This is a genomic window from Sulfitobacter sp. M22 (assembly GCF_021736025.1).
Lineage (GTDB): Bacteria > Pseudomonadota > Alphaproteobacteria > Rhodobacterales > Rhodobacteraceae > Sulfitobacter > Sulfitobacter litoralis.
Genome location: NZ_WMEC01000006.1, coordinates 75,001 through 88,976, shown reverse-complemented (window position 1 = coordinate 88,976; position 13,976 = coordinate 75,001). Strand labels below are relative to the sequence as shown.

The 13,976-nt window shown below is 59.3% G+C and carries 11 protein-coding genes; 7 read left to right on the top strand and 4 right to left on the bottom strand.

The genetic code is table 11. The features are described 5' to 3' along the window. Positions 1-119 precede the first annotated feature (119 nt). The 3 genes from GLP52_RS18575 to GLP52_RS18565 all read right to left on the bottom strand — a co-directional run bounded on the left by GLP52_RS18575 (position 120) and on the right by GLP52_RS18565 (position 3,996). Positions 120-1,214, bottom strand: a complete 1,095-nt coding sequence (locus tag GLP52_RS18575; RefSeq protein WP_093734009.1) for a TRAP transporter substrate-binding protein — start codon at positions 1,212-1,214, stop codon at positions 120-122. Positions 1,215-1,624: 410 nt separating this feature from the next. Further along, on the bottom strand, positions 1,625-2,689 hold the full coding sequence (locus tag GLP52_RS18570; RefSeq protein WP_093734010.1) for a ParB/RepB/Spo0J family partition protein: 1,065 nt from the start codon (positions 2,687-2,689) through the stop codon (positions 1,625-1,627). Continuing rightward, entirely contained in the window at positions 2,686-3,996 is a 1,311-nt protein-coding gene (locus GLP52_RS18565; RefSeq protein WP_093734011.1) for an AAA family ATPase, read from the bottom strand. Before GLP52_RS18565 ends, GLP52_RS18570 begins: the two co-directional genes overlap by 4 nt. Before the next feature lie 389 nt (positions 3,997-4,385). On the opposite strand from GLP52_RS18565, the gene GLP52_RS18560 reads away from it, so the two are divergent. Next, entirely contained in the window at positions 4,386-5,081 is a 696-nt protein-coding gene (locus tag GLP52_RS18560) for a DnaA N-terminal domain-containing protein (protein ID WP_237273159.1), read from the top strand. Here GLP52_RS18560 and GLP52_RS18555 read toward each other — a convergent pair. Then, positions 5,078-5,887: an IclR family transcriptional regulator gene (locus GLP52_RS18555; protein ID WP_237273158.1), complete on the bottom strand. Its 810-nt coding sequence runs from the start codon at positions 5,885-5,887 to the stop codon at positions 5,078-5,080. The genes GLP52_RS18560 and GLP52_RS18555 overlap by 4 nt on opposite strands. A 134-nt stretch (positions 5,888-6,021) precedes the next feature. On the opposite strand from GLP52_RS18555, the gene GLP52_RS18550 reads away from it, so the two are divergent. From GLP52_RS18550 to GLP52_RS18525, 6 genes are all read left to right on the top strand, one after another. Then, the gene (locus GLP52_RS18550) at positions 6,022-7,566 is read left to right on the top strand and encodes a M81 family metallopeptidase (protein ID WP_237273157.1); all 1,545 of its coding nucleotides are present in this window, start codon (positions 6,022-6,024) and stop codon (positions 7,564-7,566) included. 30 nt (positions 7,567-7,596) lie between these two features. Further along, complete coding sequence (locus GLP52_RS18545; RefSeq protein ID WP_237273156.1) at positions 7,597-9,204, top strand: ABC transporter substrate-binding protein; 1,608 nt, start codon at positions 7,597-7,599, stop codon at positions 9,202-9,204. A gap of 64 nt (positions 9,205-9,268) precedes the next feature. After that, a complete protein-coding gene (locus GLP52_RS18540) occupies positions 9,269-10,210 on the top strand; it encodes an ABC transporter permease (RefSeq protein ID WP_005848795.1) in 942 nt (313 codons plus the stop codon). Position 10,211: 1 nt separating this feature from the next. Then, positions 10,212-11,099, top strand: a complete 888-nt coding sequence (locus GLP52_RS18535; protein WP_237273155.1) for an ABC transporter permease — start codon at positions 10,212-10,214, stop codon at positions 11,097-11,099. Position 11,100: 1 nt separating this feature from the next. Then, the gene (locus tag GLP52_RS18530; protein ID WP_093734016.1) at positions 11,101-12,786 is read left to right on the top strand and encodes an ABC transporter ATP-binding protein; all 1,686 of its coding nucleotides are present in this window, start codon (positions 11,101-11,103) and stop codon (positions 12,784-12,786) included. Continuing rightward, on the top strand, positions 12,783-13,949 hold the full coding sequence (locus GLP52_RS18525) for a M20 aminoacylase family protein (protein WP_237273942.1): 1,167 nt from the start codon (positions 12,783-12,785) through the stop codon (positions 13,947-13,949). The genes GLP52_RS18530 and GLP52_RS18525 overlap by 4 nt, the downstream gene beginning before the upstream one ends. Positions 13,950-13,976: the final 27 nt, after the last annotated feature.

The window sequence follows — 13,976 nt, the reverse complement described above, 5'->3', positions numbered from 1 at the left end:
CATGTTCCCCCAGATCGTGACCTGGCTGCCCAAGCTGATCGCGGGCTGAACGCCCCTACCCCCCAACAAAAAAGGCCCGGTGTTTTCACCGGGCCTTTTTTTTGTCTAAGTCTCGGACCTTAGTATTTCAGGAAGCTCTGACGTGCCTGAACATAGGGGCTGTCGATCTTCTCTGTCCTGGTGCGGACAAGGTTCAGCGCTTCGACAAAGCTCTCGGCTGTTTTCTTGACCAACGGATCGTCGCTGCTACGCAGTTCTTCGAGCACTTCGACCGACGCCTTGGCACCGGCTTCCATGATATCGTCTGGGAAGTTGCGGACTGTCACGCCGTGCTCTTCCACCAGCGTTTTCAACGCGCGTGGATCGTTGGCATAGAAGTCTGCCGCAACCTGATCGTATTCGGCCTGGCTGACGTCGCGGATGATGGCCTGCAGGTCTTCGGGCAGCTCTTGGTACTTTTTCTTATCGACAACCAGTTCGGTCGCGAGGCCGGATTCAACGAAGGACGGCATGTAGTAGTTCTTGGCAACCTGATGGAACCCAAGCGCCAGATCGTTATAGGGGCCAACGAATTCGGCCGCATCAAGCGTGCCCGATTGCAGCGCCTGAAAGATTTCGCCCGCCGCCATGTTGGTGACCGTGGCACCCAGTTTTTCCCATACGCGACCACCAAGGCCGGGTGTCCGGAAGCGCACGCCTTTGACATCATCAAGACTTTTGAGCTCGTCACGGAACCAGCCGCCGGTTTGCGTACCGGTGTTGCCGGACAAGAAGCCCTGAACGCCGAACTGGTCATAGATCTCGTCCCAGATTTCCTGACCGCCCATATAGCGCATCCAGGCTGTCAGCTCTGGCGTGGTCATGCCGTAGGGCACGCCGGTAAAGAACGACAGCGCAGGGGATTTGTTTTGCCAATAGTAGGCGGCCCCGTGGCTCATTTCGGCGGTGCCGTCGATGACCGCGTCCAGCGACTGCAGTGGCGGCACCAACTCGCCCGCCGAGAAGACCTTGACCGTCAGCCGGCCACCAGAGGCCGCGGTGATACGGTCGGCGAGACGCTGTGCGCCGACACCCAGACCGGGGAAGTTTTTCGGCCAGGTGGTGACCATGCGCCACGTGATGTTGCCCTGTGCAACGGCGGGTGCGGCCAATGTCGAAGCGGCAACCCCTGCCCCCGCAACGCCTGCGCCACGAATGAATGAACGACGATCCATGATGTTTCTCCCGAGATCAGATTATGTCGATAAGGTCTCTCTGACAGACGTCAGCCCTCCCCTATGACGGCACGTTAATCCTCTGTTTCACTGGATGTCCATGGGCTGAGAGGCCGTTATCGGGGTGTTTTAGGTGATTTCAGAGGTGTATTCGTCGCGTCCATCTTAAACGCGTTATGAATCAACGTGTTACACGATATCCGCTTGCTATTTAGGGGTGCCGCAGTGGTTTCGGCCCCGGATACGGACTCTTGCCGCCATGTCGCAAAAAAAGGGGACGCTGCTGCGCCCCCTTCCCGTCTATCTGGTCTTTATCGGTTGTCTGCCGTGGCGGTTACCCATGGGTAACCAGTGGTGCCGAGGTTACCCATGGGTAACCGGACAGGCGGGTGTTACCCATGGGTAACCGGTTACCGGATGCGCGGCCCGGCCCTAAGGACCTCTTCAAAGGCGCGCACCGCTTCTTCCAGCTGCTTCTTTGGCATGGTGGCAAAGTCGATATCGCTTACCAAGCGGCATTCGCCATGCCGGGCCGTCACTTTGGTCTGGCCGACGTAGAATTCGAACTTCTGCTTGGGCTCCGCCTTGCTCGCGGGTTTCTCGGCGGGCTCGTTCGAGGCCGTCAGAAAATCCTTGAGCATTTTATTCTGTTCATCGAGCGTCGCGGCATCGGCTAGTTTTTCCTGCAAGGCATTCGCTTGATCCGGCGTGCGCAGGGCGCGGGCAACGTCGACGCCCAGATTGCGCGGCACGGCCTTGGGCCACTGCAAGCTCCCTTCTAATGCAGACAGCAGAAACACAAAGCTTTTGATGTAAGAACGTTTGGTCTTGTGCAGTGCGCTGTAAAGACGGCTCACCAGTTCGGCAGGGTCGACCTCGTCTACGGCGTCATCCTTGGCCGCAGTGATCGCAACCTGTGCCATCTCGGCGAATGACAGGTCTTCGCGCACGACGTTTTCTTCGACCATATCGACATAACGCGAAATGCGGTCATCATCACCGACTTCGACGCGGGCCGTGATGGTGCCAAAGCGATCGTCCTTGGTTTCGGAAAACAGCTGCGACAGCGCGGTGAACCGGCGCCAGCCTTTCTTAAGCTGATAGCGCCCGTTCGGCCCGACATAGACCTCGACCGGTTCACGCTGCCCGCGTTCGCGGATGGAGGATTTGAGCTCTTCCATCTCGTCGGACTGCGCGACCTCTTCCAAAGCGAGGCGATCACGCGGCAGATCATCTGTAAAGATCTCAGACAGGTCGATCTGGTACAGCACGCGGCCTTCGCCTTGGGCCTGCCGGAAAGTCTTGGCGTCTTCGGCATTGCGGCGGCGCTGTTCTATTTTAGCTTCGGTGGCGCCTTGCAGGTTTTCGGCCACGTCACGCACCGCGGCGCCCATAGGCCCGGGCTGGCGGTTGCGGCGGCTACCAGAGGGGGAGGCTTCTACCGGGGCGAAGCCGAATTTATTTTTACTGCTCATTCTGCCTTCTCCTTACGTTTTCCGTTTTCCTTCCACGCGTCGAGCACAGTGTGCAAAAATTCGTCATAGGCACGGTCAAAGCTTTGCCGTGCACGTTTCCATGTTTCGCGCGTCATCTGGCGGTAGTCCTGTTCGTAGACCGACATCTGGAACCTGCCCGATTGTTCGACCGCTCGGGTCATTTCAATCGGGTGAGCGCAGACGTCGGCGCCAAAAACGTTTTTGAACGCATCGATCATGGCGCTGTGCAACGGGTTGTTGGATTCAAAACGGGTCATAAGTAAACGGATGTCGGAAAACTGTTTAGGAAGCGTAATGCCTGCGTCCGCTGCGAGGCTCGCGAAGCCTTCGGAAATGTCCGCCATAGCATCGCCAAGCTGGCCCAGATAGCTGGTCGTACTGTCATATTCCCAATAGCCGGGGCCCGATGGGATATAGAGTATATCAGCCGCAAACGCGGCATTTAGGGACTGATACCCGATCGCGGGCGGGCAGTCGAAAATGATGATGTCATATTGATCGTCGGGCAGTTCATCGAGGTAGCGCGCGACGCAGCCAAAAAAGCTCCATGCCTTGTGCAAGGCGCGGTATTGGGCCGAGGCAAATTCGACAAACGCCGCGTTGGCGCAAGACGGGATGATGTCGATCGTGGGCCAACAGGTCGGCTGGATGAACTCCTGAAACCGCTGCGCGCCGATGGATTGTACGTCTTCGGGCAATTCGTCTGCTGCGGGGTAGGGGCAGTCATCGGGGTCGTCATAGCTGTCCATAATCCGATTGGATTCACGGCACAGGTCGCGGCACATGATACCCCAGACCGTGTGGCTTTCCTTGACCTCGGTCAGGCCCATTGAGTGGGTGAGCGTCGCTTGCGGGTCGAAGTCGACGCAAAGCACGCGGTAGCCATCAAGAGCAGCCGCGTGGGCAAGGTGCTGTGCGACGACCGTCTTGCCGACACCGCCTTTGAAGTTCGACACGGCGACGCGCATGGCGCGACCACGGGGGCGTTCGGGAAGTAGCTTGCGGCCACGGAATTTCGCACGGCGGCGCAGTTCGTTGATCTCTTCGAGGCTGAACCAACGCTGGCGGCCATCCTCTTCGGTGATCCCTTGGGGCAAGGTAGGGTCGTCTGCCAGTTTCTTGCGCAATGTGTCGGCGGGGACGTCGAACATAAACTGGCTGATCTCCCATATAGAGAAGGGGCGCAGGGCCTTGATCTCTCCGGGGGAGAAGGTGGCGCGACGCACAGCGGCCTGTTGTTCCAAGCTGCGCTCGTTCATGTTAAGAAGGTCGTTGTGATTTCTCATCTTTATACTCGCGTTTTTTAGCCTCTGATTTCGAATAACGCGAATTCGGAAATTTGGCAAAACTTAATTTTCGCGAATTTCGGCGTCCGATCCTGAAGAACGGGTTTATTTTGCAGGGGCGAACGCATCACCAAGAGATTTTGGTGACAGGTAAATACAATATGGGGCTGTTTTGGTGACAGCAGGCCTCTGATAAGGTGACACCTAGGCGTCCCCCTTAACCTATTAACCTTTATCAAATTGAATTTGGATTAAGGAAAAGGGTAATTCGTGTTTTTCCCATCGGGTTGACAGAAGACGGGATTTAGAGCTTTGTAGGAAGCATAAACGGAATCGGCTAAGAGAGGCTGACCGGCCAAAATAAGACGATACATCGAGTAGGCAAAACCATGAACCCATTGCGGCTGACCGGCCCTGAAGCCGGGGTGATCAAGTACGACCTTTTGACCGCTCTGAGCGTGGCGGGGTTGAACGGATCACCGACTTTGCAAACCTCGTTGATGCGGCTGATCGCGGCGCTGACATCGCGGTACAACTGGCGGTCGGACGAGCTGAGCGTTGGGCAGCGGGATCTGGCGCGGATGTGGTCGGTGAATGAACGCACGGTAAAACGCGAGATCAAACGGCTAATGGATGCGCAGCTGTTGGTTTGCACGCGCGCTGGCGTGCGGGGCAGGGTGGCGGCCTATCGGTTGAACTATGCGCAGATCGTGCGGCTGTCAGAGCCTTGCTGGCCGTTGGTCGGGCCGGATTACGATGCGCGGATGAAAGAACGCTATCGCGGCGAAACGCCGGTGAAAGTGGTCAATTTGGCAGATTACGCGAAACCTGAGTTATCGGCATCTGAAACCAGTGTGCCGGGGACGTGGCAGCGGGCCATGGCGCAGCTGTCGCGAGAAAACGGGGACCAGTTCAAAGCGTGGTTTTCGCAGCTTGAATATGTGTCGTTCGAAGGCGGGGTGCTGGTGTTGCGCACACCGAGCAAATTCGCACAACGCTATATTGAAACGCATTTGTCGCGCCCGCTTGTTACGGCGGTCGAGGCAGAGCTGGGCCCTGTGACGCGGATCGAGTTCAGGGCCTAGAAGCTGCCGTTGATGGCGCGGGCGGCTTCTTGGGCGATGGGGGCGGTGCTGCGGCTGAAGTCTCCGACGCGCCATTCCGAGAGCGAACCGGCGATGTGTATCGCGCCTAACGGACGTCCCTGACGGTTGAGAATAGGCACACCGACGGCGACTTCGCCCATGACGAATTCATTTTCTACAAGAGCAAACCCGTCTCTACGCGCCTGTTCGAGCCTTTCCATAATGCTATCAGGGTCGATATTGGTCTGCGATGTATATTGGTGCAGCGGAAAGCGGTTGATGATCTCGCGTGCTTCGTCGACGGGCAGGGCCGAAAGCGTGGCGCGGCCACCGGCGGTGCAAAAGGTCGGCACGCTGTGGCCAACGAGGGTGGCGTAAAAGGTTTCGCGTTTGCTTTGCATGCGCAGGGCATAGATCACGCGGGTTTCGTCATAGAGGCTGAAGTCGATCCGCTCTGACAAAGATTTACGCATTTCGAGGATAACGGGTGTCGCGACTTGTACCACGGGATCAAGTCGCAAGGTGTCATGGGTGTGGTCCAGCAGGCGTAGGCCGGGCAGGTAGCCACGATCATCGGCGCTGCGGCGAATGTGGCCCAGAGACATGAGCGTATGCACCAGTCGTTGCGCGGCGGAGCGGTCGATCTCTGCCTTCGCGGCGATGTCGGTGAGGCTCAGCGGGCCGTCTGCATCGTGAAAGGCGCTGAGCACATGGATCGCGCGGGCGGCGGAGCGCACAAAGAGCCTGTCGGCATCTGCCTGAAAATTAGACGCGACCGAGGAATGTGGACGTTTGGGGTCTGGCATTGAACGCTCCGGGTTGACGCGAGGGCAGGACAGTGCCTAGCATCGTAGAGCAATACAGCTGTATCGCCAAGCAATACATTTAGCTTTGTGATCCAGACAACAACCGATAGGTGGATAATTTGATGCGCGTCGCCATGGCTGGATTTCTTCATGAAACCAACACCTTTGCGCCTGAACCCGCAGATATGACGGCGTTCAAAGTCGGTGGCGGCTACGTACCGATGGTGTCTGGCCCCGCGATGGTCGATGCCTTTCAAGAGGTGAACCTTGGCATGACCGGCGCGTTGAAAGTCGCCGGGGATTCGGGGTGGGATGTCGTGCCTATTCTTTGGGCGGGTGCGATTCCGTCGGCACCTGTGACACAAGACGCGTTCGACAGTATTCTAAGCGACATTCTGGACGGGCTGCGCAATGCAGGGCCATTCGATGGGGTGTTTCTGGATTTGCATGGCGCGATGGTCGCTGTTCATCACGATGATGGTGAAGCCGAGATCGCGCGGCAGGTGCGTGCGCTAGTGGGACCGGACGTGCCGATTGCCGCCGCGTTGGACCTGCATGGCAATATATCCGAGGCATTTGTAAATACTGTGGATGTGCTGGCAGGTTTCCGAACCTATCCGCATATCGACATGGCAGATACCGGTGCCGCAGCGGCGCGGTTGCTGGATCATGTGATGAAGACCGGCACGCGGCCTGCCAAAGCGTTCCGGCGCATGTCCTATCTGGTGCCAATCCCGTTCCAGACCACGGATATGGCGCCCGCAAAGGGATTGTATGAAGGGCTGACAGAGGTAGAGGCGCAGGGCGCGCTCTCGGCGTCGTTGTTTATGGGGTTCCCTGCTGCGGATATCGCCGATTGCGGCCCGACGGCTGTGGCCTATGCCGACACACAAGAGGCGGCGGATGCTGCGGTGGATGCTGTCGCGGACGCCTATGCCGCCGCCGAGGCCGCGTTTGAGAACAAGACATTTTTGCCCGAGGCCGCGGTTGCCTATGCGATCAGTGCTGCAAACGGGGCGGGGCAGGGGCCTGTTGTTATTGCCGATACCCAAGACAACCCCGGCGCGGGTGGGGTGTCGGCCACGACGGGCATGTTGCGTGCCCTGATTGATGCCAATGCTCAAGATGCGGCGATCGGGTTGATCGTGGACCCTCATTCTGCCGCCCAAGCCCACGAGCTGGGGGAGGGCGCGCGCGCCGTGTTCCGCATTGGCGGGCACCCCGGTCTGCCCGACGATAGCCCCGTCGAGGTAGAGGCCGTGGTCGAGATGCTGTCGGATGGCAAAGTGAAAGCCACCGGTCCCTATTACGGCGGGACGATGCTGGATCTGGGGCCATCGGCTTGTTTACGCATCGGCGGCGTACGGGTGGCCGTGACCACACGGATTGCCCAGATGGCCGACCGCGAGATGTTCCGTTTTGTCGGGATCGCGCCTGAGACGCAAAAAGTCGTTGTCGTCAAAAGCTCTACCCATTTTCGGGCCGATTTCACCCCGAGCGCGCGCGAGATTATCGTGGCCTGCGCCCCCGGTCCGATGCCTTTCGACCCCGCAGACCTGCCCTTTACGCGCTTGCGCGACGGTTTGCGGCTTTCTCCTAACGGTCCCGTTTTCGGGGCTGCGCGTGCGGCTGCTGCACGCCCCGATACCGGCGGATCAACCGGCGGTGTCCAAATATAACAATGACCACAACCAACATGGGAAATTGATATGCTGACTTTACGACCCACACTGAAACAAAGCCGGGGGCTGGCTGCGTCGCTGATGACGACTGCTGCCCTGCTGGTACCTGCGGCGAGCTTCGCGCAGGAAGAAACCACGATCACGGCGGTCATGCACTCGGGCCTGCGGGTGCTGGATCCGGTGATCACCACGGCGCACATCACACGTGACCACGCCTATATGATCTATGACTCGCTGACGGCGGTTGATGAAAATTTTGCCCCGCAGCCGCAAATGGCAAGCTGGGAGACATCCGACGACGGGCTGGTCTATACATTTACCCTGCGTGACGGGCTGGTGTTCCACGATGGCGCGCCTGTGACGGGTGCCGATGTTGTTGCCTCGCTGACCCGTTGGGGCAAGCGCGACAGCGGCGGGCAGTTGATCTTTGACGTGACCGAAAGCCTTGAGGCGACCGATGACAAGACCGTTGTCTGGACCCTGACCAAACCGTTCGGCCCGCTGATCGACGTGATCTCAAAGCAATCTGCAGTGCCGCCGTTCATCATGCCAGCGCGCGTTGCCGAAACCTCTCCTGATGAGACGATCACCGAATACATCGGCTCCGGCCCGTTCGTATTTGATCAGGACGCTTACGAGCCCGGCGTGTCGGTGACCTATGAAAAATTCGATGATTATGTGCCGCGCGACGAACCCGCATCCTGGATGGCTGGTGGTAAGGTCGTGAATGTGGACAAGGTGGTCTGGACCACAATGCCCGATGCGCTGACTGCGTTGAATGCGCTTTCGGCGGGGGAGATCGACTATCTTGAACAGGTCCAGATCGACCTGATGCCGATCCTGTCGGGCAACGAGGATGTCGTCGTCGAGAAGCGCGATGATCTGGGCTATGTCACCATCGGGCGTCCGAACTTCTTGCATGCACCGTTTGACAACAAGCTGGTGCGTCAGGCGGCGATGGCCGCGCTGGATCAGGAATCCATGCTGGCAACGATGCAGGGTGATCCCGAGTACTACAAAGTATGTGGTGCGATCTTTGGCTGTTCCACACCTTTGGGCGACGAGGCTGGCTCTGACTTGCTGACCGGTGGCGCGAACACCGAGCGTGCCAAGGAACTGCTGGAAGAAGCAGGCTATGACGGGACGCCGATTGTTCTGATGGCACCGACGGATGTGATCAGCTTGAACAACCAGCCGGTTGTTGCGGCCCAAGCACTGCGCGAGGCAGGGTTCGAAGTTGATATGCAGTCGATGGACTGGCAGTCGGTCGTACAACGCCGCGCACAACAGTCGCCTGTCGCTGAGGGCGGGTGGAACCTGTTCTTTACCAACTGGATGGTGCCCGAAGTGTCTGACCCGCTGGTCAACGTGATGTTGAACGGGCGTGGCGATGACGGTTGGTTCGGCTGGCCTGATGATCCTGAAATCGAAGCCATGCGGGCCGAGTATGTGACTGCTAGCGACGACGCGACCAAGAAAGAGATCGCGACCCGCATTCAGGAGCATGTGATGGACAACGTGAACTATCTGATGATGGGCGAATACATCATCCCGCAGGCGCGTCGGTCCAACATCGAAAACATGATCCCGTCGCCGGTACCGGTGTTCTGGAACATGACCAAAGCGGCCGAGTAATCAGCCTTGAGAGGCGCGCCGTGATGCGCGCCTTTCACCCCTAGTACCCCAAGGAGCCGTTGGCATGTTTTTCTATATCCTCAAACGCATATTGGCGACGATACCGGTGATGGTGATCGTGGCGATCTTTGTGTTTCTTTTGCTGCGGCTGACGCCCGGCGATCCTGCCGCGATCCTTGCTGGTGATGCTGCAACCCCTGCGCAGCTTGAACGCATCCGCGACAGTCTGGGGCTGAACGACCCGTTGCTGGTGCAGTTCGGCACGTGGATGGGTCAATTGCTGCGCGGTGATCTGGGGACATCGTTGCTGTCGAATACCTCGGTTGCGGGGATGATCGGCGACCGTCTGGGGCCGACGCTGAACATCGCGCTGATGACGATTGTGATCTCGGTCGCTCTGGCCGTGCCGATGGGGGTGATTGCCGCGTGGCGGCACCGGTCCTGGGTGGATTTCCTGGTGATGTCATTTTCGGTGCTTGGCTTTTCCGTGCCGGTCTTTGTGATCGGTTATATCCTGATCCAGATTTTCGCGATCGACCTGAAATGGGTGCCGGTGCAGGGCTATAAATCGCCGACCGATGGCATCGGGCCTTTCTTTAGCCGTGCGATCCTGCCGTCGCTGACGCTGGCCACGATCTATATCGCGCTGATTGCGCGGATGACGCGGGCGTCGATGCTTGAGGTTCTGGGCGAGGATTATATCCGCACCGCCCGCGCCAAGGGGGTGCGCGAGAATGTCGTGCTGTTCCGCCACGCGCTGCGCAACGCGGCGGTGCCGATCCTGACCATCATCGGTACGGGGTTCGCGCTGCTGATCTCGGGCGTGGTGGTGACCGAGAGCGTGTTCAACATCCCCGGGATCGGGCGGCTGACGGTCGATGCCATTCTGGCGCGCGACTATCCGGTTATTCAGGCGATGATCCTGCTGACCGCGGGCATCTATGTGACGGTCAACCTGTTGATCGACATTTCCTATTCATTCTTCGATCCAAGGATCCGGTACTGATATGACGCAGATCCCAACCTCTCGGCACAGCGCCTTTCAAGTTGTGACCGGTTTATTCTCTGTCCCCAAAGCGATGCGGATCGGTGTCGGTCCGACGATTGCGGCGGTGATCCTTGTGGCGATTGTCCTCGCGGCGGTGCTGGCCCCTTACTATGTGCCTTATAACCCGCTTGAGATGAATGCGATGTCACGGCTCAAGCCGCCGTCAGAGGCGCATCTTTTGGGCACCGACCCTTATGGCCGCGATATCTTTAGCCGGGTCATGACCGGGGGCCGTGTGTCGCTGCTAATCGGTATCGGTGCGGCGGTGGTTAGCGTGGCAGTGGGGCTGCTGATCGGGCTGGTTGCCGGCTATTTCCGGCTGGCCGACAGTATCATCATGCGGATCATGGACAGCCTGATGGCGATCCCCGCGATCCTGCTGGCGATTGCGCTGGTGGCCCTGAACGGGCCGAGTGTGACATCGGTGATCATCGCGATCACCGTGCCGGAGGTGCCTCGCGTGGTGCGGCTGGTCCGGTCGGTGGTGCTGACTGCGCGCGAAGAACCCTATGTCGAGGCGGCGATTGCGCTTGGGTCATCGATGCCCAAAGTGTTGTTGCAGCATCTGATGCCCAACACCTTTGCGCCGTTGATCGTGCAGGGCACCTATATCTGTGCCTCTGCCATTCTGATCGAAGCGATCCTGAGCTTTCTGGGGGCGGGTGTGTCGACCGAAATTCCCACATGGGGCAATATCATGGCCGAGGGGCGCAGCTATTTCCAGATCAAGCCGGGGCTGATCTTCTGGCCAGGGTTGATGCTGTCGCTGTGTATTCTGGCGATCAACCTGTTGGGCGACACTGCCCGCGATATCCTTGATCCACGTATGAAAAAGCGGGAGGTGTGAGATGGAATTCAAGTCCAAAGACTTTACCGATGCCAAACGCGTTTTGAAAATTCGGGGGCTGACTGTGGGACTGACGGGGCGGCCCAATGCCGATCCGGTGTTGCGCGGGATCGATCTGGATATCCGCGCGGGGGAGACCCACTGCCTGGTTGGCGAAAGCGGGTCGGGCAAATCTGTCACCTCGCTGACCGCGATGGGGCTGCTGCCCAAGGATGCGCTGGAAATTCAGGGCGGTTCGATTGATCTGGAAGGGATCGAGATTACCCAAGCCAAACCTGCCCAGATGCGGGCCCTGAGGGCGCGGCGGATCGCGATGATTTTCCAAGAACCGATGACCGCGCTGAACCCCGTTTTGCGGGTCGGCGAGCAGATCGAGGAAGTGCTGAATATGCACAGCGATCTGTCCCGCGCCGAGGCGAGGGCGCGTACCATCGACATGATGGAGCAGGTGCACCTGCCGGATGTGGAACGCATCTATGCCGCTTTCCCGCATCAGCTGTCAGGCGGGCAACGGCAACGGATCATGATCGCGATGGCGTTGATTCTTGATCCTGACCTGCTGATCGCGGACGAGCCGACGACGGCGCTGGATGTGACGACGCAGTTGCAGATCCTCAAGCTGATCTCGGAGATGCAGGAACGTCATGGCACGGCGGTGCTGTTCATCACGCATGACATGGGTGTGGTGGCAGAGATCGCGGATACCGTCAGCGTCATGCAGAAGGGGCGCATCGTTGAAAGCGCGCCGATCCGGCAGCTGCTGACGGCCCCCAAGGAAGACTACACCCGCAAGCTGTTGCAGGCGGTGCCCAACCTTGATCCGCGTGCCCCTCGGGCACCGGCAGAGGCGCGGGATGTGATCACCGTGGACGGGCTAGAAATGACCTATGGCGGGGGTGGTTTCTTTCGCGCCAGCCAAGGGGTGCGTGCGGCGCGAGATGTGAACTTTACCATCCAGCCGGGGCGGACCCTTGGGATTGTGGGCGAAAGCGGGTCGGGTAAATCAACCGTGGCGCGCGCCATTATGCGTCTGATCGATCCCACCGCCGGTAAGGTGACTGTTGCGGGGACCGAGATTGCCAAGCTATCGCGCCGTCAATTGCAGCCGCATCGCAAGCATTTCCAGATCGTGTTTCAGGACCCTTACCGGTCGCTGAACCCGCGCTGGACCGTGGCGCGCAGCCTGTGCGAGGGGCCGATCAACTTTGGCACCAGCCGCGCCGATGCGATGGAACATGCTGCCGAGTTGATGGAGCTGGTCGAGCTGCCACGCGATGCACTGGACCGCTATCCGCACCAGTTTTCAGGCGGTCAACGCCAGCGGATTGCCATTGCGCGCGCCGTTGCGATGAAGCCTGATCTGCTGGTCGCGGATGAGGCCGTGTCGGCGCTGGATGTTAGCGTGCAGGCGCAGGTGCTTCATCTGCTGGATGATGTGCAGGAGAAATTCGGCATTGCCATGCTGTTCATCACCCACGACCTGCGCGTCGCGGCGCAAATCTGTGACGAGGTGCTGGTGATGCAAAAGGGCGTTGTCGTCGAACATGGACCCGCGGGCGAGGTGCTTGCTGCGCCACGCCATGACTATACCCGCAATCTGATCGAGGCTGCCCCCGGACGCCTTTGGGATTTTGCCAATTTCCGTGCGCTTGACCGCACAGCCCCCGCTACAGGAGCCACCCTATGACCACCATTCCAAAGATCGAATCCTTTGCCAGTGATCTGACCGCGATTCGTCAGGATTTCCACGCCCACCCCGAACTGGGATTCGAAGAGGTGCGGACCTCGGGTATCGTGGCGGCGCAGCTGCGCGCCTATGGGGTGGACGAGGTACACGAGGGCATCGGCGGCACCGGTGTCGTCGGGCTGATCAAGGGGCAGGGGGGTGGCAACCGCCGTGTGGGTCTGCGTGCCGATATGGATGCGCTGCCGATCGAGGAAACCTCGGGCGTGGCCTATGCCTCCACCAATCCGGGGCGGATGCATGCCTGTGGTCACGACGGTCACACCACGATGCTGCTGGGGGCCGCGCGCTATCTGGCCGAGACACGGGATTTTGACGGTACCGTGGTGTTGATTTTCCAACCCGCCGAGGAAGGTCTGGGCGGTGCGCGCCGTATGATCGCCGAGGGGCTGTTTGAACGCTTCCCCTGTGATGAAATCTACGGGATGCACAATGATCCCAATTCGGAACCCAATGTTGTGTCCGTCACGCCGGGGCCCGCGATGGCCGGGGCAAGCTTTTTCGACATCACGATCAAGGGCACTGGCAGCCACGCCGCCGCCCCGCATCAGTCGAAAGACCCGATCATCATCGGATCTGCGCTGGTGCAACAGCTGCAAAGCATCGCCAGCCGCAATATCATCCCCACCAAGCCCATCGTTCTGTCGGTGACCAAATTCAATGCGGGCTCTGCCTATAACGTGGTGCCCGATACAGCGACGATCGCCGGCACGATCCGCTATTTCCACGACGATGTGTCCCAGCTCGCCGATCAGCGCATCCGCGATATCTGCGCTGGCATGGCGCTGTCTTACGGGGTGGAGATCGACGTCGACCTGCGCAATGTCTTTGACGTGCTGATGAACGACCCCGATCTGACCACTGCCTATGTCGCTGCTGCCGCAGATGTGGTGGGCGCCGATCTGTCGTCGGAATCGACCGAACAGGCCACCGGATCGGAGGATTTTGCGGATATGCTGAAAGTGGTGCCCGGTGCATATTGCCGTGTCGGTCACGCGGGCAACGTGCCGCTGCACAATCCGGGCTTTGTGCTGGATGACGCGATGCTGCCCGTGGGCGCGTCCATCTATGCGCGCATCGTGGAAACACGTCTGCCCAAGACCTGATATTATTCAAAATCAAGAACGTTCTGC

Bases quoted from the DNA above. Each gene is read 5' to 3' on its own strand.
- GLP52_RS18540 (WP_005848795.1), top strand. From the start codon at position 9,269: ATGTTTTTCTATATCCTCAAACGCATATTGGCGACGATACCGGTGATG.
- GLP52_RS18560 (WP_237273159.1), top strand. From the start codon at position 4,386: ATGAACCCATTGCGGCTGACCGGCCCTGAAGCCGGGGTGATCAAGTAC.
- GLP52_RS18525 (WP_237273942.1), top strand. From the start codon at position 12,783: ATGACCACCATTCCAAAGATCGAATCCTTTGCCAGTGATCTGACCGCG.
- GLP52_RS18530 (WP_093734016.1), top strand. From the start codon at position 11,101: ATGGAATTCAAGTCCAAAGACTTTACCGATGCCAAACGCGTTTTGAAA.
- GLP52_RS18570 (WP_093734010.1), bottom strand. From the start codon at position 2,689: ATGAGCAGTAAAAATAAATTCGGCTTCGCCCCGGTAGAAGCCTCCCCC.
- GLP52_RS18555 (WP_237273158.1), bottom strand. From the start codon at position 5,887: ATGCCAGACCCCAAACGTCCACATTCCTCGGTCGCGTCTAATTTTCAG.
- GLP52_RS18550 (WP_237273157.1), top strand. From the start codon at position 6,022: ATGGCTGGATTTCTTCATGAAACCAACACCTTTGCGCCTGAACCCGCA.
- GLP52_RS18535 (WP_237273155.1), top strand. From the start codon at position 10,212: ATGACGCAGATCCCAACCTCTCGGCACAGCGCCTTTCAAGTTGTGACC.
- GLP52_RS18545 (WP_237273156.1), top strand. From the start codon at position 7,597: ATGCTGACTTTACGACCCACACTGAAACAAAGCCGGGGGCTGGCTGCG.
- GLP52_RS18575 (WP_093734009.1), bottom strand. From the start codon at position 1,214: ATGGATCGTCGTTCATTCATTCGTGGCGCAGGCGTTGCGGGGGCAGGG.
- GLP52_RS18565 (WP_093734011.1), bottom strand. From the start codon at position 3,996: ATGAGAAATCACAACGACCTTCTTAACATGAACGAGCGCAGCTTGGAA.